Annotated in this window: 18 protein-coding genes; 8 read left to right on the forward strand and 10 right to left on the reverse strand. The window is 44.6% G+C overall.

The genetic code is table 11. The features are described 5' to 3' along the window. Nucleotides 1–10: 10 nt before the first annotated feature. The 3 genes from HF638_RS05880 to HF638_RS05890 are packed head-to-tail and all read left to right on the forward strand — an operon-like array spanning nt 11 to nt 3595. Nucleotides 11–1765 carry an ABC transporter permease gene (locus HF638_RS05880; protein WP_169479353.1) on the forward strand — a complete coding sequence of 585 codons (1755 nt, stop codon included), beginning with the start codon at nt 11–13 and terminating at the stop codon, nt 1763–1765. Further along, nucleotides 1762–2811 (forward strand): ABC transporter ATP-binding protein, encoded by a 1050-nt coding sequence (locus HF638_RS05885; protein WP_169479354.1) that lies wholly within the window; start codon nt 1762–1764, stop codon nt 2809–2811. The genes HF638_RS05880 and HF638_RS05885 overlap by 4 nt, the downstream gene beginning before the upstream one ends. A gap of 4 nt (nt 2812–2815) precedes the next feature. Then, entirely contained in the window at nt 2816–3595 is a 780-nt protein-coding gene (locus HF638_RS05890; RefSeq protein WP_169479355.1) for a Cof-type HAD-IIB family hydrolase, read from the forward strand. Nucleotides 3596–3817: 222 nt separating this feature from the next. Here HF638_RS05890 and HF638_RS05895 read toward each other — a convergent pair whose 3' ends face one another. Beyond that, a complete protein-coding gene (locus HF638_RS05895; RefSeq protein WP_169479356.1) occupies nt 3818–5086 on the reverse strand; it encodes a cytosine deaminase in 1269 nt (422 codons plus the stop codon). Next, a complete protein-coding gene (gene codB / locus HF638_RS05900) occupies nt 5055–6332 on the reverse strand; it encodes a cytosine permease (protein ID WP_169479357.1) in 1278 nt (425 codons plus the stop codon). The genes HF638_RS05895 and codB overlap by 32 nt, the downstream gene beginning before the upstream one ends. Before the next feature lie 501 nt (nt 6333–6833). On the opposite strand from codB, the gene HF638_RS05905 reads away from it, so the two are divergent. Beyond that, nucleotides 6834–7784 (forward strand): ABC transporter substrate-binding protein, encoded by a 951-nt coding sequence (locus tag HF638_RS05905; RefSeq protein WP_169479358.1) that lies wholly within the window; start codon nt 6834–6836, stop codon nt 7782–7784. 175 nt (nt 7785–7959) lie between these two features. Continuing rightward, nucleotides 7960–9678, forward strand: coding sequence for an AraC family transcriptional regulator (locus tag HF638_RS05910; RefSeq protein WP_169479359.1), 1719 nt, complete (start codon nt 7960–7962; stop codon nt 9676–9678). 42 nt (nt 9679–9720) lie between these two features. On the opposite strand, the gene HF638_RS05915 is transcribed toward HF638_RS05910, so the two are convergent. From HF638_RS05915 to HF638_RS05925, 3 genes are all read right to left on the reverse strand, one after another. Further along, nucleotides 9721–10338: a hypothetical protein gene (locus HF638_RS05915; protein WP_169479360.1), complete on the reverse strand. Its 618-nt coding sequence runs from the start codon at nt 10336–10338 to the stop codon at nt 9721–9723. Nucleotides 10339–10564: 226 nt separating this feature from the next. Next, entirely contained in the window at nt 10565–11596 is a 1032-nt protein-coding gene (locus HF638_RS05920) for a ketopantoate reductase family protein (RefSeq protein ID WP_169479361.1), read from the reverse strand. 13 nt (nt 11597–11609) lie between these two features. Continuing rightward, nucleotides 11610–12356, reverse strand: coding sequence for an acetoacetate decarboxylase (locus HF638_RS05925; protein WP_082762754.1), 747 nt, complete (start codon nt 12354–12356; stop codon nt 11610–11612). 152 nt (nt 12357–12508) lie between these two features. Between HF638_RS05925 and HF638_RS05930 the strand changes: the two genes are divergently transcribed. Next, the gene (locus HF638_RS05930; RefSeq protein WP_169479362.1) at nt 12509–13396 is read left to right on the forward strand and encodes a LysR family transcriptional regulator; all 888 of its coding nucleotides are present in this window, start codon (nt 12509–12511) and stop codon (nt 13394–13396) included. Between the two features lie 233 nt (nt 13397–13629). Here HF638_RS05930 and HF638_RS05935 read toward each other — a convergent pair whose 3' ends face one another. Both HF638_RS05935 and HF638_RS05940 read right to left on the reverse strand, forming a co-directional pair. Beyond that, nucleotides 13630–17196, reverse strand: coding sequence for an S-layer homology domain-containing protein (locus tag HF638_RS05935; RefSeq protein ID WP_169479363.1), 3567 nt, complete (start codon nt 17194–17196; stop codon nt 13630–13632). Nucleotides 17197–17559: 363 nt separating this feature from the next. Then, the gene (locus HF638_RS05940; RefSeq protein WP_169479364.1) at nt 17560–18966 is read right to left on the reverse strand and encodes a family 4 glycosyl hydrolase; all 1407 of its coding nucleotides are present in this window, start codon (nt 18964–18966) and stop codon (nt 17560–17562) included. Between the two features lie 176 nt (nt 18967–19142). Between HF638_RS05940 and HF638_RS05945 the strand changes: the two genes are divergently transcribed. Next, nucleotides 19143–19994: a helix-turn-helix domain-containing protein gene (locus tag HF638_RS05945; protein WP_169479365.1), complete on the forward strand. Its 852-nt coding sequence runs from the start codon at nt 19143–19145 to the stop codon at nt 19992–19994. A gap of 337 nt (nt 19995–20331) precedes the next feature. On the opposite strand, the gene HF638_RS05950 is transcribed toward HF638_RS05945, so the two are convergent. Together HF638_RS05950 and HF638_RS05955 are read right to left on the reverse strand one after the other, a co-directional pair. Further along, the gene (locus HF638_RS05950) at nt 20332–20625 is read right to left on the reverse strand and encodes a hypothetical protein (protein ID WP_169479366.1); all 294 of its coding nucleotides are present in this window, start codon (nt 20623–20625) and stop codon (nt 20332–20334) included. 175 nt (nt 20626–20800) lie between these two features. Further along, nucleotides 20801–21727: an ArsR/SmtB family transcription factor gene (locus HF638_RS05955; RefSeq protein WP_169479367.1), complete on the reverse strand. Its 927-nt coding sequence runs from the start codon at nt 21725–21727 to the stop codon at nt 20801–20803. 225 nt (nt 21728–21952) lie between these two features. On the opposite strand from HF638_RS05955, the gene arfA reads away from it, so the two are divergent. Continuing rightward, nucleotides 21953–23446, forward strand: a complete 1494-nt coding sequence (gene arfA / locus HF638_RS05960) for an arabinosylfuranosidase ArfA (RefSeq protein WP_481856140.1) — start codon at nt 21953–21955, stop codon at nt 23444–23446. 270 nt (nt 23447–23716) lie between these two features. Here arfA and HF638_RS05965 read toward each other — a convergent pair whose 3' ends face one another. Beyond that, nucleotides 23717–24292: a hypothetical protein gene (locus tag HF638_RS05965; RefSeq protein ID WP_169479368.1), complete on the reverse strand. Its 576-nt coding sequence runs from the start codon at nt 24290–24292 to the stop codon at nt 23717–23719. Nucleotides 24293–24351 lie beyond the last annotated feature (59 nt).

Here is a 24351-nt window from a genome sequence, read left to right on the forward strand (position 1 = left end):
AGCTGTCGGAATGGAGAAATTGAAGAGAAACATGATCGTTCTAAGGGGACAAGATAACGGGCGCAAATCCGTTTTCTCCCTCCCCGGCCTATTTCGTTGGAATCGATTGATTGCCCTGTTGGGTGCCATAGCTGTTCTTTTATTCTTTGTTTACCCTATCCTGAAGCTGGTTCTTCTCAGCTTTCAGGGTGAACAAGGTTTGACGTTATCACATTATAACGAATTACTTCAGCAGGAACGTTTCTGGTCCACGCTGCGAAATACCGTATATATCGTCATCGGTTCAACTGTGTTCTCACTCGTAATTGGAACTGCATTGGCTTGGGTCGTCGCTTATACGGATATACGACACAAATCTGCTCTGCATATGGGAATCATGCTTTGTTTTATTCTTCCCTCTTATGTTCTCACGTTGTCCTGGTCTTCTTTTACCGGGTCACAGAGCTGGCTTGCACATGTGCTGCAATGGATTCATCCCGATCTGGCTCCTTGGAGCATGTACAGTATGGGCGGTATTGTGTTTGTGATGGGAATTCATCATTTCCCGTTGGTGTACATGTTCACACTCGATGTACTCCGCAAAATCCCGCGTGATCTGGAATGGGCGGCCAGAGCCGGTGGTGCAAGCAGGATCGAAGTTTTCCGTCGGATTACATTGCCACTTGCCCTTCCGGGTCTAACGGCAGGCGGATTGCTGGTTTTCCTGGCTTCGCTGGACAATTTCGGAATACCTGCCTTCCTTGGCACACCTGTGAATATCTCCGTTCTCAGTACACTTATATATGAAGAGATTATCGGGTTTGGACCTTCGGCGTTTGCCCGTGGCGCATCGTTATCAGTACTGCTCGGTGCTGCTGCGGTCGTCGGCAGTCTGTTGCAATGGATTCTTTTGCGTAAAAGTCATGCTTCGGATACGATGCAACCCGATCTTACCCCAAGGTATAATTTGGGTCGCATGCGCAAGCCGCTAACCTTCGCCATATGGGCAGGTCTCGCACTAATTACAATTATTCCGCTGTCTTCAATGATCTCAATGTCTTTAAAAAGAGCGTATGGTCTCGGTCTGACCCGTGCCAATATGACCCTGGACAATTATAGATATATTCTCTTCGAGAATGAGCGTGTATGGCAGGCGATCCAGAACAGCCTTGTGCTCTCTCTTGTCACGATGCTGGCTTGTCTGATTATTGGCTCAGGATTTGCTTACATCCGGGTACGCAAGCCTAATCAATTCAATAAAATGGCGGAGCTGGCCACTGCCGTTCCCTATACCCTTCCCGGCATTGTGTTCGCACTGTCCATGATTCTGGTATGGATGGAGCCAGTTCCCGGTTGGAACCCTGGTATATATGGCACCATGACCATCTTGTTTATCGCCTACATCTGCCGATTCCTTATTCTTCAGATCCGTTCAAGTGTGACTTCATTCATGCAGTTGGATGCATCCATGGAAGAAGCCGCACGGATATCCGGAGCTGGTTTCTGGCGTAAATGGATTACTGTTCTGCTGCCTTTATTGCTGCCGGGTATTCTGACCGGAGGTATGTTGGTTTTCCTGACTGCTCTGACCGAGCTTACTGTATCGGCATTGTTATATTCATCAGGTTCACAGACCATTGGTGTCACCATATTTAGTTTTGAACAGGCAGGAGATACCCTCTATTCAACGGCATTGTCCAGTCTGATTGTCGCACTTATTGCGGCAGGCGGCGTAATTTTGCTCATCGCTCAACGCTGGGCAACTCGTAAGGGAGTGAAGTCATGAGTATTCAGATTCAACAGGTTAGCAAATCCTTCGGAAGTTACCAGGCCCTTCATTCCATTGATTTAACCATTAAGGATGGAGAATTCGTGGCGATTCTTGGACCGTCAGGCTGTGGGAAAACCACATTGCTGCGCATTCTTGCCGGATTTGAGCAACCAAGCAGCGGTAATGTTCTGATGGACGGTAAAGTGGTGGCAGGCTCAGGTACATTACTTCCTCCCGAAAAACGAAGAATCGGCATGGTGTTCCAGTCTTTCGCACTTTGGCCGCATATGAATGTGTCCGAACATGTTCGTTTTCCCATCCGAACGCATAAATCAACACCTACTCATATTAAAAATAACGAACAGAACCGCATTCAGGAAGTCCTGAATATGTCGGGACTGTCCCATCTAGCTGAACGTATGCCGCATGAGCTATCCGGAGGACAAAAACAACGCGTCGCTATTGCACGTGCCATTGCCCCCCAACCGTCATTGCTGCTGATGGATGAACCCCTCAGCAGTTTGGATGCGATGCTTCGTATGGATATGCGGCGTGAGATTCAACAAGTACATCGGAATACTCAATCAGCGGTAGTTTATGTGACACATGATCAAGGCGAAGCCCTTGCTATGGCTGACCGAATTATCGTAATGAAGGATGGCCGAATCGAACAGGCTGGAACACCACAGGATATTTATTTGCGGCCAGAGACCGAATTTGTTGCGAGGTTTGTGTCCAAATCCAATTTGGTCAAAGGTCACTGGGATGCAGATATGTTCGTCCCTGAGGGCGGCACCAATATTGCTTGGCCTGGCAAGCAGGTTGCGAATTATTTTAAATCCAACGGGTTATACCCCGTGAGACCGGATCAGTTCCATTTACAACCTTCAAGTCAAGATGGCATATTGGGCGAGATCGCCAATGTCCAGTTTCAAGGGAAAGAATTTCACTATGATATTCGAAGTGATACGAAACGTTGGGAAGTCATCTCCCCTCTTCCTTTCGCCCTGAATGAACAAGTGAGCCTGAGTCTTTCTTCCGTCGGCGGTGAAGGAGTGTGACGTTGTGACTCAAAGTCCAAAACTGATTTTCTTTGACATTGATGGTACGCTGCTCGACCGCCATAATCGAATTCCGGCTTCCGCGAAGCAAGCCGTTCTTGCCTTGAAGGAAGCCGGACATGTCGTAGCTTTAGCCTCAGGGCGATCTCCGTTTATGTTGGAACAGGTTCGGCTTGAACTGGAGCTGGAGTCTTATGTTAGTTTCAATGGACAATATGTGATGCATCAAGGAGAACTTATTCACAGTAACCCCATTCGTTCGGATGCTTTGAATCAATTGTCTGCATTCGCTGAGTTGTTGGGACATCCACTCGTTTATCTGGATCATTCACAGATGAGTTGCAGTCAGGAGTATCATGCACATGTAGACCTTTGTCTAACTTCGCTTGGTGTCACGCATCCTGGGTATAGAAGGAGCTTTTGTACAAACAGACTCATCTATCAGACGATGTTATTCTGCTCCTCAGAAGAGGAAACGGTATATCGAGATAGGTTCCGTGATCTACACTTTGTACGTTGGCATCCGTTGTCCATGGACGTTCTACCTGCAGGAGGCTCCAAAGCCGAAGGGGTTTCCCGACTCGCAGACCGCTTGGGGTTTTCCCCTGAACAGGTGTATGCTTTTGGCGATAACTTCAATGATATGGAGATGTTCCGTTATGCAGGCTGCAGCATTGCTATGGGCAACGCCCCTCATCCTCTACAACAATTGGCATCTCATGTTACAGCTAATGCGGAGCAAGACGGGATCTGGCATGGGCTGAAATGGACAGGTTTGTTGTAGAGATGGTTCAGCACCATCCTCTATGTAAAAATATGAATTCTACAAAGACCTCTTCTATATATAGGAGGTCTTTTCAATTTGACGGTTAATACCTTACGTATCCCATATGGGATACATTGCGTAGACCGCACAAAAAGCAAAAAAAGCCGCTAAAATAGCGACTTTTAATGGGGATATGATTTCTGTGTGATTTAGTTTGAGACCAAATTCATGTAAGCTACTTTATTTATTGAAAGTAACCTTCTCTGAGCCACCCTCAAAAATGATGGATGTGTCCCGCGGCTTGGATTCTGCAATTTTACGGCCACCTCTGAAGGAATAAAGTACGCCGGATTGTTTGCGAACAGCCTCATATTCGTTCTCTGCTTCAAGTACGATGAAGTTAGCAGGTTTACCTTCTTCAATACCGTATACATCCTCAATGTGTAACGTTCTTGCACTGTTTTTCGTAATAAGGTCGATCGAATTCACGATCTGGTCATAACCAAGCAACTGCGAAGCATGAATCCCCATATGCAGCACTTGAAGCATGTTGCCTGTGCCGAGCGGATACCACGGATCGAAGATGTCATCGTGACCGAAGCATACATTCAGACCTGCTTCCTGCAACTCTTTGACACGCGTCAGCCCTCTTCTCTTCGGATACGTGTCGAAGCGTCCTTGCAAGTGAATGTTGACCAGCGGATTAGAGACAAAGTTCAGATCAGCCATTTTCAGCAAACGGAACAACTTGTACGTATAAGCGTCATTGTATGACCCCATTGCTGTCGTGTGACTTGCCGTTGTGCGTGAACCCAGTCCACGTTCGTAAGCTTCCTTGGCAACAACTTCAACAAAACGGGATTGCTCGTCATCGATTTCATCACAATGGATGTCGATCAGACGGTCGTATTTTTCGGCCAGATCAAACGCAACCTTCATTGAATCAACGCCGTATTCCCGTGTGAATTCGAAGTGTGGAATGCCGCCGACCACGTCAACGCCCATTTTCAACGACTCTTCCAGCAATTCTGCACCGTTTGGATAAGAGTGAATGCCTTCCTGTGGAAAAGCAACAAGCTGGATGTCCATATATGGAGCCATTTCTTCTTTTACTTCAAGCATGGCTTTAACGGCGATCAAGCTTGGATCGGTAACGTCTACATGTGTTCGTACATGTTGGATGCCCTGTGCCATTTGCCACTTCAGTGCTGTTTTGGAGCGTGTTTTGACATCCTCATGTGTTAAGAAAGCCTTGCGCTCTGACCAGCGCTGGATGCCTTCGAACAGCGTCCCGCTTAGGTTCCACTCCGGCTCGCCTGCGGTGAGCGTTGTATCAAGATGAATATGCGGCTCAATAAACGGTGGCAGCACAAGCGATCCGTTGACATCCAGGATCTCTTCATTTTCGGTCACTTCCAGCGATTGTGTGATTCGTTCGAACTTCCCGTCTTTCACAACAATATTCCATAGTCCTTCTTTACCCCGCAATTTTGCGTTCTGTATAATCATTTATTTTCCCCATTTCTTTGGATTCTTTCGCAGGAACAATCAGCATCAAGATGATATAGGCCACTGCTGTACCAAACAGTGCGTTCAATGGTGTTACACCAGGAGCCAGTTGGGCGAATGCCACGCCGATGGCCCATGCGACCATCGCTATCCAGTTTACATTTTTGAATGACATGTCGGCAAATGGCTTATAGTTTCTACGTTTCACAATGAAGTAATCTGCAATAATAATAGCCCCGATGGATGGTACCGCCGCGCCCAGTACGTTCAGGAAACTGACGAAGTTGTTGTACATCCACATGGCGAATACGGTACCCACGATGCCGTTTACGATGACGAAGAATTTCTTCGAAATTTTGGTGATGTTGGCAAAGCCAAGACCTGAAGCGTACAGTGCATTATCGTTGGTCGTCCAGATATTCAAGCCCAGAACGATGATTGCCGGGATGATCAATCCTTGCAGGAACATGACCTCCGAGATATCGGCTAGGTTATAGGCCATTGCGCCAACTGCACCGAACAGAAACATGAGTGAGTTACCCAGGAAGAAAGCAATCACTGTTGCGGTAACTGCCTGTTTGGATGTCCGGGAAAACCGGGCAAAATCGGGTGTCAGCGTTCCGCCACTTATGAATGATCCGATACAGATCGTCAATGCGGCCGCCGCGGTAAGTGTCTGAGTCGGCGTGTAATCAAGCAAGCCTTGCAGACCACCTAGTGAACCTGCACCTTCGAACATGGAGTAACCACCGAGAATGGCAATCGCGGGAACGGCGATATAACCGAGAATGACGAGTGACTTCATGCCGAAGATGGCTGATGCCGTCATGGCAAGTCCAAACACAATGATTAACAGGTATACGTTCCAATCCATGGCTTTGGCGACCGGGATGGCGAACATGGCTACACCGACTCCGAACCATCCGACCTGTGTGAAGCCTAACAGGAACGAAGGCAGATACGAACCTTTCGCACCGAATGCATATTTAGCGAGCAGATGTGTGGACAGGCCCGTTTTGGCAGCGATATGTGCCAGTGCCCCTGTATAGATACCGAGCACCAGATTGCCTGCAAGCACGATGCCAATGAACTCCATGAACGTCAAGCTGACGCCCAATGTGCCTCCTGCCAGCATGCTTGCTGAGAAAAATGTGAAACCGAGCATGACGGATAACGTCTTCCAAAAATGGTTTCTTTGCGATTTCGGCACAGCTTGCCATGAAAACTCTTGATCTTGTTTGCTCATCAGAATACCCCCAACGTAAAGTGTATCTGATACCATAAAAAGCAGAAAAAAGAGGCTACTCGTCAAGTTATACACTGACAAGTAGCCTCTTTTGCATCATAACCCGCGCGAAGACACAGAGCATCCCAATATGGAATATGCTCTGATTCTCGCGTGATTATGAAATCCGCTGCCCTTGCCAGCCTCTCTGGACTGAATTAAAGGTACCAGTATTCAATTACATTCTATTATTTTGGAAAAACCTGCAGTTGTCAATGTCATTATTATCCAACGTTTATTAATTCCTTATATAGCAAGCTGTTTTTTTATTACGGATACTCCGATGACAGCGCACCTGCGGATTGAAAATAATGCAACGAACAATTAGATTCACGCATTGACATTTGTACAAATAAATTCACTGCGTTTTTTTCATTGTAAGCCTCAGAAATGACACCTATAATTACATTGTAATTGATAATGGTTATCAATGAGAAAAAGAGAACTCAGGGGGAAACAATGATGAACAGTACAATTAGGAAACACCTATTCATATGGGGAGCATGCTTCCTTCTTCTATCCGTCCTTGCAGCATGCAGTCGTTCGGAAAGCGCCCCTTCACAAGAACTTGTGAAGACCAACGAGCAGACGACGAAAAGCTATACAACTCAAACAGACGAAGTGATTGAAATACCAACTCAACCACAACGAGTGATCTATCTTGGTTCAGCACTTGGAGATCTCCTGGCCATGGATATTCCCGTCGTTGGAGCCAATCTGATTCATGCTTCCGAAAGCTATATTGTAGACCGATTAGAAGGTATGGAGGATGTCGGAAATCCTGGTGATTTGGAGGCAATAACAGCCTTGCAGCCTGACTTGATTTTGAATGGTTATAACCAAGATGCTGACCGGAACGCCGCTTTTTCAAAGATTGCGCCTACCATTCCGTTTAACTCGGCATTACCATTTACAGAACGCGTCCGCGAGCTTGGTAACATTTTTGGCAAACAGGATGAGGCAGAGCAATGGATCAGCAGATTTGATACAAAAGCGGAAGCGATGTGGGACAAGCTGAATGTGGCTGAGGGCGAGACAGCGACCATCTTCTTGCAGTTAGGTAAACAGCTCTATGTGATGGGCAATCGTTCCTTGGGTGTAGTCTTGTATCAAGAGCACGGATTTGCAATTCCCCCAGCAATTCAGCAAAACATTATCGACAAGGACCAAACATTCGTCGAACTTTCGGAAGAACTAATGCCAGACTATGCAGGAGATCACCTCTTTGTCCTTACGTTGGATAATGACGAAAGCCGAGCTGAGTCTGAGCGCTTGTTACAAAGCACTTTGTGGAAAACGCTGCCTGCCGTTCAGCAAGGACACGTCTATACAGCATCAGCCGAATGGAATACCGACAACCTGCTGGCACTGGAGCAATTGCTTGATGAATTACCGAAATGGATGAATCAATAATAACGCATTGATGATGGCGTCAAAATCCTCCAGACCCTTTCGGGTTATGGAGGATTTTTTGATTTTGTAAATTTGTACTGCGTGTAATAGGGTCTGCTACGAAACATTCTCTAACTTGTAAAGTGTGGTAAACTAGTAATTGAGAATTATTATCACTAGATCGGAGTGCTCCCGAATGCAAATGGCTTCCCTATACATCCAACTGCAGCAGTATGATCTGCTTCAGCTCACACCACTGCAGGAAACCAATCATCATAATCCATCAACGAAGAGTAAGGATGCCAATGATTATACGATGCTTATTGCTCTGGATCATGGAATTCGGCTGTTAATGAACAACATCTCCCAAGATCTGAGCCAAGGCAGCTGTATTCTGCTCCCTACTCAGCAATCCTACATTGTCAAAACGATAAAAGAGCAAGCGCATATAGCTCGGTTTACCTTTCTTGCTTTTCAAGTGGATCAGTCGACTCTGCTTCCGGCTTGCCCTCCTCTTATTCAGGGCTTTCCTTACCGGCTATCTCTTTCTACTATAAAATTGGCTTTGGCAGGTGAGGACTGGATTTCTCCGTCGCCTTTGCAATCCAACAAGCAAAATCGGTTGCAGGAGAAGAAAGATCCCCCTACTCAACATTCAAAATTAGCAGTTACGCAGGCCCGGCTGCAACTGATTCTTGGTCTGATGGCTCAGCTGGAAAGCGCTCCTCCGCCAGTGCAGAATGATCAAGCGGTACAACGTACACTCAGCTATATGGAGCAGCACTACAACGAAGATCTGACCGTAGAGTTCTTGGCCGAAATGGCTGGCATGGTTCGATGGCAATATAGCAAATTGTTTAAAGTGATGACTGGCAAGAAGCCGACAGATTACCTGACAGAGCTTAGGGTCCAGCATGCTAAAAGGTTACTATCCAGTTCTACCGAGACCTTGCGTGAAATATCCCGACAAGTCGGTTTTAAGGATGAGTATTATTTCAGTCGGCGCTTTCATCAGCTCACAGGACACCCTCCACGGGAATACGCCAATATACTAAGGCGGACCAGGCAAAGAACGATAACCGATTCCCTCGGCAGGCAGATTTCTCTCCCTGATGCGGCTATGCGAATCGTAGCCACAGGCACCAATACCCTTGGCGAGTTGCTTGCTATCGGTATCCGTCCAGTCGGCGCGGGTATAGCTACAATGAAATCACAAGTCATATATCGAAACAAACTACATCACATCCCGGACATTGGACTGCAAGGCGCACCGGAACAAGTCTCCCTACTGAAGCCTGATCTTATACTTTTAGGCAACTATAGTGAGCAGCAGTTACCTCGATTGGATGCCATTGCCCCTACCATTGTCTATCGCGAATCAACCAGCACTTTTGAGCGTCTTCGTTATATTGCGGATCTTTTCGGTCGAAGCAGAACCGCTGAACAGTGGATCGACCGCTATGAGGAGAGTGTCAGGAGGATACGGCGACAATTGGCAGATGATTATATTGCAGGAGAACGAGCCACTGTCTATCTGGTGCTCGGCAAGAACATATATGTTATGGGACAGACGGGATTTGCCGCTACGGTGTATGAATCACTTGGCTTTCGACCCACCGAATCCGTAAATCAACTGATCGTTGATGGCAGACCTTGGATACAAATTGATCAAAATAAAATCACACAATACGCTGGAGACCGAAACTTCGTAATGGTTCCACAGGAGGAGATGAATGTAAACACCCCTTCTCCGCTCCAAAGTTTGGTTAGAATGTTGGCACCCAGCAATGTACATATCGTAGAAGCTGGCTGGAACTACGATGATCCCCTTACCCGTGAGAGGTTATTGACAGTTCTCCCCTCTATTTTTGCTAAGGATGGACTTACACCTCTGCTAGTAAATGAAAAAAAATAAACCGTGCTCCACGGTTTATTTTTTTAAAACATTCTTACCATTTTACGATATGTGTTCAACAACTTCTGGTAATACTCTTTCGTATTCCTTATACAAGACATAACGATTAACACCTCTGGAAGAGTTAAGTGCTTCATGCGCGTGCTGAATAGCGGTATCGCGGTTTTCTGCTTTGAGTTCAATACCCGCGAGCAATGTTGATCGCATCCACTGTTTTTTAATGGATGGAAGTCTTTCCCGCGCCTCATCAATTTTCCAGTCTTCCAGGAGTAGAATGGTTTCGTAATATGTAAGGAAATCAGAGAGTCCCATCTGTTTTACAGCTTGCCGAATGGCAAACATATCCTTGCGATATAATCCGTAAGCGGCTTTGAACGAGGCCTGCGTCGATTTCCATTTATATTTCTGCATAATCTGCTCCATAACAAGTTCTGCCTCATCATCAAGGTTGTTCGCAAGGACATAACTAATGTAAATCCCGGGTGTGTTTTGCTGTTTACGTAAGAAAATCTCAACACGGTCTATGCGTTTTTCCAACGACAAAGGATAATAAAAACGCAACATAAACATGATAAAAGCGGCTATAAGCACAACCCCTATTGTAAAAAATAGAGAATAGTCATTCCAGGTCATAAACAAAACAAAGACAAACACCGCCAAATAAAAGACGAATTCTCCCCAAGAGTTCCTCATATATATCTCCCTCTAATAGTAAAATAACCAGCAAGTTATATTATATCAAATTTAATCCCCCTTTTTGTATAATATTAGGAAACAAAAATCACGAAGAATATTCTATCTGCCGTAAAATCAAGCCTGACTAGATGTACTGATACAACAAAAAAGCCGCTATATTAGCGACTTTCAGTTGAAATAATTGAATTTATTATTGTGCACTTAATAGTTCTTCAAAAGCTTTAATATTCGTGTCAAAATCAGGAACGGTTTGAGTTTCTTCAGCAGATTTAACCAGTTTTACAACTAAATCATTATAAGGTGTCGCAATTCCGGTGCCTTCTGCTCTGCTTGAAACAACCCCATTAATATAATCAATCTCCGTTTTGCGGTTCTTCTCCAGATCTTGAAGCATGCTTGCTTTGAGCAGTCTGGAGGGCTCCATCACGAAACGTAATGTTTTCACCCGTTCAGGAATATCTTCTTCGCTGTTCAGTTCGAGTGAAGCGATGTCGAATCCATTCATTTTAACCAATGTGACCCCGTTGGCACGAGCAACTTTAATCGTCTCGTCCGCAATATGAGCTGCACTTACAATGCCGGCTTCGTGATCGATAATGTCCCCGTATTCCCCATTCAATGCAGCCGATAAACCACTGAAGGCATTGTTGATCAGCAATTTGGACCATTTGGTTCCAACCAGGTTATCGGAAATATGTGTTCCACCCACAAGGTCCAACACCGATTTTACGTGTTGAATTCGTTCGGTGATTTCACCATTTAATTCGCCAATCTGAAAGGCATACTGCTTAAATTGAGTGTACTCGGTAGTCAGACTTGATACACCTGGTTCAATAAACGTAGCACCAAATTCAACGGAGCCTGCAATGACACGTTTTTCACCCACAATGGACGCCACTTTTTCTTCCGGAATCCCGTTCTGCAAGGAACACACCATACTGTCTTCTTTCAAGAATGGAAGTAATTCCTGAAGAATGGAATCGTTATAAAGTTGTTTGGTTAAAAGTAAGACAAGGTCATATTGTCCTGATTTTTGATCAGGAGTAATTGCTTTTACTTTGGACTGAAACTCTGTGGTACCCGTCACTTTAGCACCCGTCTGATTTAAAGCATCTACATGTTCTTGATATGCATCAATTAACTCAACGTCAAGTCCGCCATCCGCAAGGTATGCACCTACAATAGTTCCCAAAGATCCTGCTCCTACAATTGCAATTCTCATTTTAATTTCCCCCTTATTTTTCTTCCAGATAGTTATATACAGGTTGTGCAGCGTTTAAGGTTAGGTTGGTAAGGATATGAGAAGCGGACACCACTTCCAACACAGGCAGATCTGCAAGAGGTGCCAACGCATGTTCGAACAGTTGAAGTCGGGCAGGTCCTGTCCAAGCTTCCTTCACTTCGATGTCCGTAATTTGAGTACGGATCAGATCACATATTCTTAAATTCCCGGTGTAGTCCGTAGCAATCTTAATCATAAAATTAGGTCGGCATATTTCACGTTTGGCTAACTCTTTATCCATCTCCACATGTTTATAGCCCATCGTCGCCGTGGCTACACGCAGCGTTCCATAATCTAGTGTGCCAACTAGTGTATCTGAATCGGTATACAACTTGGGAGCACCCAGCTTTTTCGGATAGGCGGTGAGCTCTCGACCACTCGCAATCGCGGGGAAATTGTCTACGTACATCGAATGCACATAATCGCCTTCCTCCCCATTGAATTGCACAGGAATGACTTGTCCAGCTTCGGTATAAGCACCCAGTCCAGAAACATCTGGCATCCACATCACTTCGAATTTAACCAGTGGTTCAGTAATTTCCAGAGGCTCTGGTACGGCTGCCCGTAACGCTTTTTCATCGGTCCGGTAAATAATATTCAAATATTCACGATTCACGAATTTGTACGGTGGCATTGGATATGCCGGAGCAGTTAGGGGTGTATTCAGATTTTTAGCTATGTTATTCACATCGATTTTCATCAAAGACACCTACCTCTTAAATTTAGTTAATTTTTTACTATTTAAAATTTGATCTGTATCTCATAAAAAAATTCTACATCAATATTTAAATTTAATATAATACATAATAAGTACTATATATATTTATTAGAATAAATAAGGAGTGCGTGTGAATGGAACTGCTTCAGCTCAAATATTTTCAGACCGTTGCCTATACCGAACATATCTCCAAGGCAGCTGCACAATTGAATATTGCTCAACCTTCCCTAAGCTTGACGATTAAAAGACTTGAGGATGAACTGGGTACCCCCCTCTTTCATAGGAGAGGACGAAATATTCAACTGAATTCCTCAGGTGAGATTTTATTGAAGCATGTAAACCGGATTTTTATTGAAATTGAAAATGCAGAGATGGAGATAAAAGCGGAGGAACAGCAAATATCCAATACGATCAGGATCTCGATTACCAATACCCGATTCCTCACTGGACTTATTAGTGACTATATCAACGATTCCCCCGAAACCAAGCTTCATCAAGGCATTGGGACTCGTAGTGAAATTATTACAGGATTGAAGAAAGGCGACATGCATCTGGGCATTACGGGGCATCCGATTCAGGATGAGGAGATTGAGAGTGTTGTTCTTGTTGAGGAGGACATTGTTCTTGTTGTGCCCATGAATCATGCATACGGCGGAGAGACAAGCATCTCGTTAAGTGTTGTTGCAAATGAGCCCTTTATTTCCCTTGCAGATAATAAGGAGTACAGCCGATTTACCACCATGCTCTGTGAAAAAGCAGGTTTCCTGCCCAATCATGCATTTGAGGTCGATTCTCATACCCTGCTTGAAATTATCAAACTTAATCAGGGTGTTGCGTTGCTTCCGATCTCCGTATGTAGAAAACTGGGGTTAAGTTATGTGAAAATTGCTGATGATTCAGCGATATATCCCATTAGCCTCTCCTGGGTCAAACAAAAATGGTTATCTCCTGCTGTAGGAGAATTTCGTGATTGTATTACTTCGTACTATGAAGACCATGCTGGATTGTTTAAAGTGGAGTAGGATTTCTTGATACATGACAAAAGATAAAAACAAAGACCACGACCTAAAACTTCCCTTAAAGCAGCAAGTAATAAATGAGATACCGTGTGCAGCTGATGAACTACATTATCAAGTCTAAATTTAAACGACCGATTCCCAGGTAAAAATATTGGGAATCGGTCGTAAGCTTATTTTAGAGTATGAGATTTCAGATTCACCAGTTTATCCAGCACGGATCTTCATTCGCTATTCCTCTATTCTACGTTTAGCGAATGATCAAGACTGGCATTCAGCATACGTAAGATCATGAGTAACGATTCATATCTCGTAGCATTAGCATTCGGTTTGAATACACCATCCGATGTACCCTTTACAATCCCCATATCTGATAATGTACCAATCTCTGCCTCTGCCCAGTGACCTATAACATCTTTGAACTTATTATTTTTCACAAAGGAAGTGTTCATTACTTCTGAAAGCATAGCTGCGATTTCCGCTCTGGTGATCGACTGATCCGGTTTGAACGTTCCGTCTGAGTAACCCTTAGTGATGTCTATTGTTTTTAATGTAGCAATGGCATTGGCCGCCCAGTGACCTTGAGTGTCTTTAAATTCGGGGTAACCTTCTGACTTTAATCCAAGTGCTCTTACTAGCATAGATGCAAACTCTGCTCTAGTTATCGTAGCACGAGCACGAAACGAACCATCATCATATCCGTTGATAATCCCAAGCTTAGTTGCAAACCCGATTGCTTTAGCACTTGGGGAAATCGCCGGCACATCCTTAAATGATACTACAGGTACAGAATTCGCTTTTGCTACCAGTGCCTTAATTACATCCATATTAACTCCATCAATGTAGAATGCTTTAGGTGTTGGCGTTGAATCAATTTCTTTCTCTGGCTCCGGTGCTGGCTCTGGTGTTGGTGTTGGTGTTGAACTTGGTACTGATGCAGAACCTGAACCTGAACTTGAACTTGGTGCTGGTGTCGTATCACTTACCGTGATTGCAAGCGTCTGTGTTGCTCCTCCGCTGAATGTGAATATCAAGTTTGTCGTGCCGACCGACTGATTCGCCAAGTACGCCTTCAGGATTGTAACTGTGTTGCCCACAACCGTATAATCCGTCCCTAACGTTAGCAAAGTTAAACCGTTCGCGACACTTGTTAATGTGTTTCCATTCAGCGTCATCGTTGTCCTTACTTCTGCTTGGGCGGATACCTTCTTATCAAAGTTTGCGCTCACAGGGCTGATGAACACCGTTGATCTAATCTCTTCATTAGCAAAAATCAATTCCAAATACTTAGGAGTATGTGAAGCTGTTAGTGTTAATGGAATCGCATTCTCTACAACAGCTCCTATTGGCGTAACAGTTGTTGGAGTGCCGTCCACACTTGCATTTCTACTCAGTAGATATCCTGTTGGCGCCGTTACCTCTTTAACATAGTAAGGCAAGTCATATTTAATTCGATTGAATTCCAGTTCTCCATTTACGGTTACTTTTTCTTGAACCTTATTGCCATATTGATCATACAAGGCAAAGGTTGCACCAGATAATTTAACGTTGTTATCATCTAAATCTGCCTGTTTAACAATAAATTTACCAAGATTACCGTATCCCATGCTTCCAGCTTCCAAGAACGTTACTTGGCGTGAATCGTTAGACTGGTAAGCACCATCGATTGGAACAGCAACATTATCTTTAGAGCCAAATAGATTAATCATGTTGGAAAAGCGAGATCCAGAGGCTACCGTTTCTGTTACATACGTACGGAAAGAAAGCTTATATGCCTTATCAATCGTATCATTGGGAATATTAAATCTAAATTTTCTAGTGGTAGCATCATAGACAATATGAGAGCCATCAAGTAGTACTGGTGTACCTGCACCTAAGCCATCATTTCCGTTTGCTGGCATATTGTCAGGTACGTTAATTGCTCCACCATATGCGATTAATTCCACGCTTGTTGTATCTAGCTCAAGACCTGCTTGCAGGTTATCAATTAACCAGAATCTATCAACATCTAGCAGCTGATTAAGATTTACTGCATTAGAGTTCAAATATACAACCCAATCAATATACTTGTTTCCATTAGCCGTTGGAATACCCTTTTTACTTACAATATGGTTGCTGACGGTTTGAGTTGCTGAATCAGTAGTGGATATTGTCGTTTTATCATGGGTTAATGTCGCTTTATTCGTAACATTAAAATTACCATTATTCAACGTACTATTTTGTGATATGAATTTGGATAGATCCGTAATGGCAGTATCGAAGTAGATCGTGTATTGCTCCGTAATATTCGAATTAAAATCGAAGGTTACGACATCTGTTTCGCTTACCGTTACCAGACCCGTGACAGGATTACTGTTGCGATCAAGTACCCTGACGCTACCGGGTATAAAGGTAAGTCCGGCTGGAATAGTATCGACAATACTTACATTTGGGAGTGCAATAGCAGCGTACAAACTAGGATCAGTTCCTGCTTTCGGTGCACTTGGAGTTGTTGCCCCGTTTTCATTGACAGTCAACTTCCACGTAATCGTACGCCCAGCTACATTTAGATCATAGCCTTCTGCATCCTTTTTCAACACATTACTTGTATAGTTCTGCGTACCTGTACTATTACGTGTAATTGTACCGCTAGTAATGCTTGCTGTGTTTGAAAAGTGACTACTAGAGCTGCTAATAAAGTTAGCTGTAATGTTGTCTGTATTTGCTGGCTTTGTATCAAAGGTAATGGTGTATCGTGAATTAATAGCAGAACCAAAAGTATAACGAAGTGTTGAAGTTCCAGTATTGTAGTTAAAATTACCGCCAGAATAAGCATTACCTTGATGATCTACAATTCGAGCAGACCCTGGAATATACTGTTGAGCGATTGGGATACTATCCGTAATCGTTGGTGCAGCCCAATTAATATTTTCACTATTAATATCAATTGACCAAGAAATGACACCGTTCGCTCGGTTATAACCCGCACCTGACTTGTTGAATAAGTTACTTCCAACTCCTACTGAAGCATTTTTTACTACTCCGCTTCCAGTAAGGCCATCCCAAGTAAGGACTGCTTCGTTTGTGAAAGTATATGAGCCATTTGTTTGGAAACGAGCAGGCTCAATTTCAGTTTCGTACGTAATCGTAACCTCTTTTGTAATATTACCCAGGTTGAAGGTAAGCTCTGAGCCGCTTGTTACGGGAGTAACACTAGTACCATTTACAGTTGCTGTTCCAGCAATGTAAGTTAGCCCAAGAGGAAGTGTATCCTTGATAATAGCATTGTTGAATGCCAGTTCGTCTTCATTCACGACAATCGTCCAAGTGATATTTTTTGTATTATTCACTGTCGTTGTAGCATCATAGCTTCCCGATGTACTTAAAATATTGCTGCTTCCATAATCTATTACAGATCCTTGTGGTAGCCCTCCATTCACTCGTGTCGATAATTCATCCAGAATCTGGCTATCTGGAATCATATCAACGAGCACTGTATTATTAACAGCAACATTCTCTTTGTTTACTGTAATTGTCCACCCAATGTCTGTTCCGTTAACTAATGCTCCATTCTTTTGCCCAGTAACTTTATCTGGCTGGAGAGCAAGATCCGCCTGAAAATCCTGATCTGTCTTGAAGGTTAGCGATACCGTATCTTTCTCTAGATCAGGTGTATCCATAAGTGTAGCTGCTGACATTGTTCCTACTTGATTCGTCACATCGTTACCAGCAGCCGATACGTATGTAATTAATACGTTTGAAATCGAACTGATCAGCAGGACAATAACTAGTAAAAACATAAATAAAATCTTTGCATATTTCCGCACTATGTTCTCTCATCCTTCCACAAACTATTTGATAGATTTTCTTCAAGTCTACCAAGACATTTTAAAGCCAACTAAAGGAGATTGTAGTCCTACTAAAGTAGTATGCCGCAACAATTTTTATTCACTTGTGATGCGCTTCAGCGTGAATGAGCTTCAACTAACCTGATCGTTAACATGATGAATTAACGCAAAACAACGATGAGATATACGCCTAATCGGTATTGGTACATGTTCTTGTCTACTCTGGTCGGTACCCGATAAAATAAAAAAGCCGCTAATATAGCGACTTTAATGGGAACATGTTCTTGTCCCTCGACAAGTCCCTTGGAAGGAACCGACGCGGTCTTTGATCGTTATCTATTCTTAGCTATACTGCAGTCTATCCTTGTACCAAACGTCCGGAATCATCTTGCGCTCCAGTTCCAACAATTCATGGATGATCTTGTCTGCATCACTAATGGAATTCACGAGCGGATCAGTGAGCATCGCCCTTCTCAGTTTCTCATAGCTCTGTTCCAGAACAGCTTCAACTGTGAGCTCATGCGTATCCAGTACAAGTTCTTGCATGCCTCTTATCCCACGCGGCATCTCGCCTACATGGAGTGGTTTCACCCCATCCATATCTACATCGCACAGTAGTTCCAGGAATGAATCGTTATTCATATTGATTACCGCACCTTGATTGAGCGTATTGATGAAGAATTTTTTACCCAAGTTCCCTACCATATTTTCAATGATGTCGGTCGCATGATCTGGTCCGAAGGTACTCATGTAATCAGCAATTGGGATGTTTCCCGCTAGAAAGTCATCCACCTGACGCCACATTTCGTCGTGACGCTCATATCTGTCCTCTGTCTCCCAGATCGATAATGGTGGAATCGTGTCCGCAGTTTTGCCAAGACCTTGCCAATACCGAACGTATTCCTTCGTATGCGCCGTACAAGTGGGAATGATTCCGAAAATATCATACAGTTCATAGGTAATCGCATCGTTAAAAAGAGCTTTTGCGCCCCGATCACCGCCGTTATTTTCATCACCTGCCATCTTGCGCATGGCTTCTGCGATCGTGGGCATCACATTTCCCCCTTCATACTCGGCTTTGAGCAGCCAAGTGAAATGATTGACACCTGCGATACGAAAATCGAATTTCTGGTTGATCTCTTCAGTGAACTGGCTATTGTCTCCAATGATTCCGGCTCGTACGGCATAATAGGCTTTCTTATGCGGCATATGATGACTATCGCACAGCGCAAACGATTTAAGCTTCGGAGCATATCGATGTAATGCGATGCCATGAACGGTAGACGGGTTAATATAATTGATCACCCACGCATCTGGACACAGCTCCTCGATGTCTTTGGCGCACTCCATGATAACCGGTAGTTCCCGCATCGCGCGAAAGATTCCTCCAGGGCCAATCGTATCGCCGGAACACATGCGAATCCCATACTTTAGAGAAACCTGGCAGTCAATGCCCCGATATTTCACCGATTGCTCCGCAAAGCTGAGTACAACGAAGTCTGCTCCCGGAAGCACCTGTCGTCGGTCTACTGAACCCTCAATCTTTAAGGATACGTTGTTCTCCCGTGCGACCCTCTCCGCCAGTGTTACCATTTTGGAGAGCCGTTCCTCGTCCGTATCCACCAAAGCCAGCGTGCCCTGATTCAAATATGGGGAGTGAACCATCTGCCAGATGGACTGACGACCGAAAAACAGGCTGCCCGCCCCAATAACGACTACCTTTGGATGCTGTGTGTTTGTAGCATTCATCAATAACCCCTCCTCGTAACGATATAAGTTCATTATAGGTGAGTGGGCTGGAATCGGAATGTGTGATAGTTTTCAATACATGTCATATGGTACGATAATTAACAAGATATAAATCCTTTGTTATGATAGTAAAAAATCCAGGATGTCATAAAGTAGAGAGGAATGAGTTGGATTAGATGCATGGCGAGACTGTAAATATGAGTATAATTGACGAACTTTCGGAGTATATCACACTTCGCATGAGCTCTTATCTGGAACAAACGCACGACAGCAATTGGACGGAGTACAAGTCTCATTCCGATTATGATCTGTGGTTCATTACAGCAGGCTCCGTCAAGATTACCATTGATGGAACCGAGCATATGGCGCGCCCAGGTGACGTGGTGTTTTTTTATCCGGACATGCCTTACACTGCTTCCACGACCGGAGAGTTGTGCCGATTCGTATACATGCACTTTGATTTCAGCATCGCTGAGCAAAAGCGAATTCTCGGCGAGTTTCAACTTCCGGGTATTGTACCTGGTAACCTGATTCAGGAAGAATCAACGCTGTTTACCTCGTCCTATCGAAGGTTCAAGCAGAGTCGCGGCACTTCCGGAAGTCCACTTTACTTGAAAGCTTCTCTGCTTCTCGTCATCGCCAAAATTTTGGAATTACACGGGCAAGGCTTATATCACGGTGAATTTCTGAAAGACCGAAAACCGAGGAAAATCGAAGGAAGTCTGGAGGTTCTGCAGAACGTGTTCCTCTACGTGGATGAGAATCTGCATCGTGCCATCCGAGTCAACGAGCTTGCAGACGTTGCTGGCGTCTCTGAGAAATATTTTATTTCGTTGTTCAAGAAAATTCTCGGTATCACACCGGGGCAGTACATCAATCAAATCAAAATGAATCGGGCGAGAGACTATCTGTACGAGAAAAAATATACGATTCAGCAAATTGCCGGATTTCTGGGCTATCCCGATCCCTTTACATTCTCCAAAGCATTCAAAAAATTTTACAACGTGCCCCCTTCCAAATTTGAATAACATGCCGCAGACAAACAAAGAGGCAACCGGTCGATCCGGCTGCCTCCACAATTAATGAATCCTTGGTTATTCAGGGTTTAGTTTACGTACAGGTCTCTTCAGCTTTCCTCATACTCAAAAGGAGCTTCAGTGGAATACATCTCATGGAAACAGGTTATCGATATATTCACCGCTGTAATTGTCAATCAAATGATGCCGGCGATGGACGGGATTGTACCCTTTCGATAGCTGATGCATTTTTCCCAGAATTTTGCCGCTATTATAATAGTATTCGGCAAGTGGGACCCCTTCACAAACATACAGATAAAGAACGTATGTTCATCATAAGTGATCTCTTCTAACAGATGGCCCTTTTTCGAGCTAACCACATTTGAGACACTTGCACCGTGCTCAAACAGATACCGGACATACTCCAGTTCGGCAATGTAATCTTCCCGCTTTCTGTCAGGCAAAAAAGACAGCGTAGAATTAGCGATTCACGCCCCTCTTGCTCACAAGTGTACACGACATTCCGTCCACCCTCATGAGGCGGGATAATATGAATGTTGTAGCCCTCCAAATGAAACAGCTCGGGTACCAGCGCCAGTACATGCGTATTGCTAATGTTAACAGCCTCGTTAAAGTTAATCATGATCTCCTCCAGTAAACATTGTCGGGACGGTTTCCCGCACTACAATGTCCACAAAAGGAATCCCTGTAACGCAAATATCCTTTTGTGAACCTAAAGCACAATCACCTTGTTAGACATTTGAAAACGCTCCTTTTTATTCAGATGGTTATATCTCATCCTAGAATTCCAGATTATTCTATTCCTTTTTCGACGCTGCAGCCTCGTAATAGTACCGAATCAAAATGTCCTGATCGTAGTTACCGAACCCTTTCCCGAACAACGTAAGTCCGCCTCGACCGGGCACCCCTTCTTCCGGTCTTAATCCAAACGTCCAGTAGGTGGAAGAATCCAATTGCAGATCATGGATACGCACATCCGAGATGCGCTGGCCATCCATAAACGTCCCTTCTCCATTAATGCGCAGCACCTTCAGTACACCATACTGGTTGACGTCCAATTTCCACCATAGCGGTGTATGTTTGCCCTTCCTATCCCCAAAGTCCCCGGGGCTTGTCCATGTTCCCAGGTGTTTGCCATTAAGGGAAAAGCGGATGTCCGAAGGCCAGTTTTCATTGACTTGGGGTGCTTCCGAACTGAGTTCGAGGGAAATTTCAATTTCCTGGAGATGCTGTTCTGTATTCAGATAATTGGGAATCTTATATTCCAGAAAACCTCGTGCCAGCCAAAGAATACCCGCATTGACCCGATCCGGGTCCATGAAACAGGCTGGTGTGTCATATTGTCCAATCATTTGCGTCGTTGTTGCAATGCCACAGGTAGGCCAAGCTTCATAATCCGTATACTGACCAACCGGAATAGAGACTTCATGATAAGGAGCATCCACTGGTTCAGGTGAGAGATTGATCGTCATAAATTCTTGCAGAATAAAGCAGTATTTATACGTTCCACCGTTTTCACGCTTCATGCGACTGCCTACGATGCCCGCTTTTTGCAATTTGCTCACATGTGTACTAACGATAGCTTTGCTCAGATACAGCTCTTTGGCGAGCGCATTGATATGCATCTCCCTGTTTTGCAATAATAAGCGAACGATATTTAAGCGGGCCTCGCTGGCGAGCGCCTCATATATGGTCAAGGATGAGGAATCCGTGCCAAGCATCATGAACTTCACTTCCCTATCTCTTTAGAATTCAATATATTATTGATTTAGAATTCGCTATTTAGCGAACCCTGTAGAATAAGCTTGCTCAATATAATAGCATTATGATACACATTAGATAACAAATCAATGAGTTGATTTTGCTTTTATGCGAACTCATCGTGAAACAAAGTTTCTTACACACCTAAAATTAATTCTATGGAGGTTTTCATTTTGCTTACATCCAAGATGCTTATTGATAAAGATTTTCAGGTAGCCGAGGTCGATCCACGTCTGTACGGCTCTTTTGTTGAACATTTGGGACGTGCTGTCTATGGTGGTATTTACGACCCTGGTCATCCCACAGCGAATGAGCAAGGTTTCCGCCAGGATGCCATCGAAGCGATCAAAGCATTGAATGTGCCCATTATCCGTTATCCGGGCGGGAATTTCGTATCCGGTTACAATTGGGAAGATGGTGTTGGCCCGGTAGCGGAACGCAAACGCAGACTTGAGCTTGCCTGGTGGACCATTGAAACCAATGCGGTCGGCACCAACGAATTCGCGGATTGGGCCAAACTGGTTGGAACCGAAGTCATGATGGCGGTCAATCTCGGTACCCGCGGCATAGATGCGGCAAGAAACCTGGTAGAGTATTGCAACCATCCATCAGGTACCTATTGGAGTGATCTACGGATTTCCCACGGGTACAAAGATCCTCATAAATTCAAAACGTGGTGTCTTGGTAATGAAATGGACGGACCTTGGCAGATTGGTGCCATGACCGCTCATGAGTACGGACGAATTGCGAATGAAACGGCGAAAGCGATGAAATGGGTCGATCCGAATATTGAACTGGTGGCGTGTGGTAGCTCCAGCCGTGGTATGAGTACTTTTGCAGATTGGGAAGCGACGGTTCTCGACCTGTCTTATGAAAATGTGGATTATCTGTCCTTGCATGCTTACTACAACAATAATAAAGACAACACATATAATTTCCTGGCTACTTCGCTGGATCTGGACCAATTCATCGACAGCGTGGCATCGATCTGCGACTATGTACAAGCCAAGAAACGCAGTAAAAAGAAATTGATGCTGTCGCTGGACGAATGGAACGTCTGGAACTCCATCGGCACGAGCCGAGCTGAAGAACGCTGGCAGATTGCACCACCAGAATTCGAAGATGTATATACACATGAAGATGCTCTCGCAGTGGGCTGTTACCTGATTACGCTGCTCAAACATGCGGACCGTGTCAAGATGGCTTGCCTTGCACAGCTGATCAATGTCATTGCACCGATCATGACGGAGAATAACGGAGCGATCTGGTTCCAAACGACCTATTTCCCGTTCATGCATGCATCCAACTTCGGTCGCGGTACTGTACTGCAATCTGTTGTATCTTCGCCGAAGTATGATTCCAAAGACTTTACAGATGTGCCTTATCTCGAAGCCATCAGTGTGCATGATGAAGAAAACGGAATGATCACGATCTTTGCGGTCAACAGACATCTGGAAGAACAGATGGAACTGAATGTGGATCTTCGCTCCTTCGGGGAAACTACATTTATTGAGCATATCGTATTGGAGAACGACGATCTGAAAGCCATCAATACCAAAGCGAACCCACGCAATGTGGTTCCACACAACGGCGGACATACAACGGTTGATCAGGGTAAAGTGCAAGCTGTCCTGAACAAAGCTTCATGGAACGTGATTCGCTTGAAAACCAAACAGGCTTAATTGAAGAAGGCTAGCTGAACTTCCTTTTTCATTAAAGTAGCCCAAAGTACCCTGCGTGTTTCAATGCTACGCAAGATCAGTATAGTGAGGGGCCGTCCCATGAGTCATACCGATGACTGGGAAGGCCCCTTATTTGTGTTCACTGTTACAAGGCACCTTGTTTACGCGAATCGCTGTAAATGATCTAATGAATGCAGCGACATGCAAATAAGCTGCCTCCATTGATCACGGGAAGCAGCTTTCATTTTTCTTACTTGTATGAGCACTTGATTAGTCCTCGTTCTCTTCCGCTTCAGCTGGGGTGGATTGAGCTTGGCTCTGAGGAGCCATTAGCCCTTGAACTGCCCCCATAAATGGCTGAATCTGCTTAATCATGCCATACCCCATTTTAACCACAGGTGTAAATCGCTGGATCATGCCAAACAAACGCATACCACCGCCTAACATACCTCCAATCGAGCCTGCACCGCCAACTCCGCCGAAGCCACCTAACAATGAGCCTAGCATAGGCATGAAAGAGGATACCTGAGCTGGCCGAGACGTTGCACGAGATACCGACCGGGATCGTACCTGCGACTTACGTGTACTCTTCACCCGTTTACGGTTTCTCGAGGATGCTTTTTTTCTCGTAGCCTCTGCTTTAGATTTTGTTTTGCGAGCACTACCCTCATATGAGGGTGCTGTGATTGCGGCTTGAGTAAGTTTTCCGCCCCCGGTAATCACTACGCCTGCGTTGTTGACACCAGAGATGTAGCCAATGTACGTTTCGCCATTATGAAGAGTCACGCAGACTGGACGATCCTTGAGCCGTTTTGCCTTGACGTGTATTTCATTGGTCTTAGCCATGGAATTCACCTCACTTGACTTGATCTACTTCAGTCTACGCAATGGGTGGACGACTTGCC

The sequence above is a fragment of the Paenibacillus sp. SZ31 genome, from assembly GCF_012912005.1.
GTDB lineage: Bacteria > Bacillota > Bacilli > Paenibacillales > Paenibacillaceae > Paenibacillus.

Bases quoted from the DNA above. Each gene is read 5' to 3' on its own strand.
- HF638_RS05880 (WP_169479353.1), top strand. From the start codon at position 11: ATGGAGAAATTGAAGAGAAACATGATCGTTCTAAGGGGACAAGATAAC.
- HF638_RS05885 (WP_169479354.1), top strand. From the start codon at position 1,762: ATGAGTATTCAGATTCAACAGGTTAGCAAATCCTTCGGAAGTTACCAG.
- HF638_RS05895 (WP_169479356.1), bottom strand. From the start codon at position 5,086: ATGATTATACAGAACGCAAAATTGCGGGGTAAAGAAGGACTATGGAAT.
- codB (WP_169479357.1), bottom strand. From the start codon at position 6,332: ATGAGCAAACAAGATCAAGAGTTTTCATGGCAAGCTGTGCCGAAATCG.
- HF638_RS05905 (WP_169479358.1), top strand. From the start codon at position 6,834: ATGAACAGTACAATTAGGAAACACCTATTCATATGGGGAGCATGCTTC.
- HF638_RS05910 (WP_169479359.1), top strand. From the start codon at position 7,960: ATGCAAATGGCTTCCCTATACATCCAACTGCAGCAGTATGATCTGCTT.
- HF638_RS05920 (WP_169479361.1), bottom strand. From the start codon at position 11,596: ATGAGAATTGCAATTGTAGGAGCAGGATCTTTGGGAACTATTGTAGGT.
- HF638_RS05925 (WP_082762754.1), bottom strand. From the start codon at position 12,356: ATGAAAATCGATGTGAATAACATAGCTAAAAATCTGAATACACCCCTA.
- HF638_RS05930 (WP_169479362.1), top strand. From the start codon at position 12,509: ATGGAACTGCTTCAGCTCAAATATTTTCAGACCGTTGCCTATACCGAA.
- HF638_RS05940 (WP_169479364.1), bottom strand. From the start codon at position 18,966: ATGAATGCTACAAACACACAGCATCCAAAGGTAGTCGTTATTGGGGCG.
- HF638_RS05945 (WP_169479365.1), top strand. From the start codon at position 19,143: ATGCATGGCGAGACTGTAAATATGAGTATAATTGACGAACTTTCGGAG.
- HF638_RS05950 (WP_169479366.1), bottom strand. From the start codon at position 20,625: ATGATTAACTTTAACGAGGCTGTTAACATTAGCAATACGCATGTACTG.
- HF638_RS05955 (WP_169479367.1), bottom strand. From the start codon at position 21,727: ATGATGCTTGGCACGGATTCCTCATCCTTGACCATATATGAGGCGCTC.
- arfA (WP_481856140.1), top strand. From the start codon at position 21,953: ATGCTTATTGATAAAGATTTTCAGGTAGCCGAGGTCGATCCACGTCTG.
- HF638_RS05965 (WP_169479368.1), bottom strand. From the start codon at position 24,292: ATGGCTAAGACCAATGAAATACACGTCAAGGCAAAACGGCTCAAGGAT.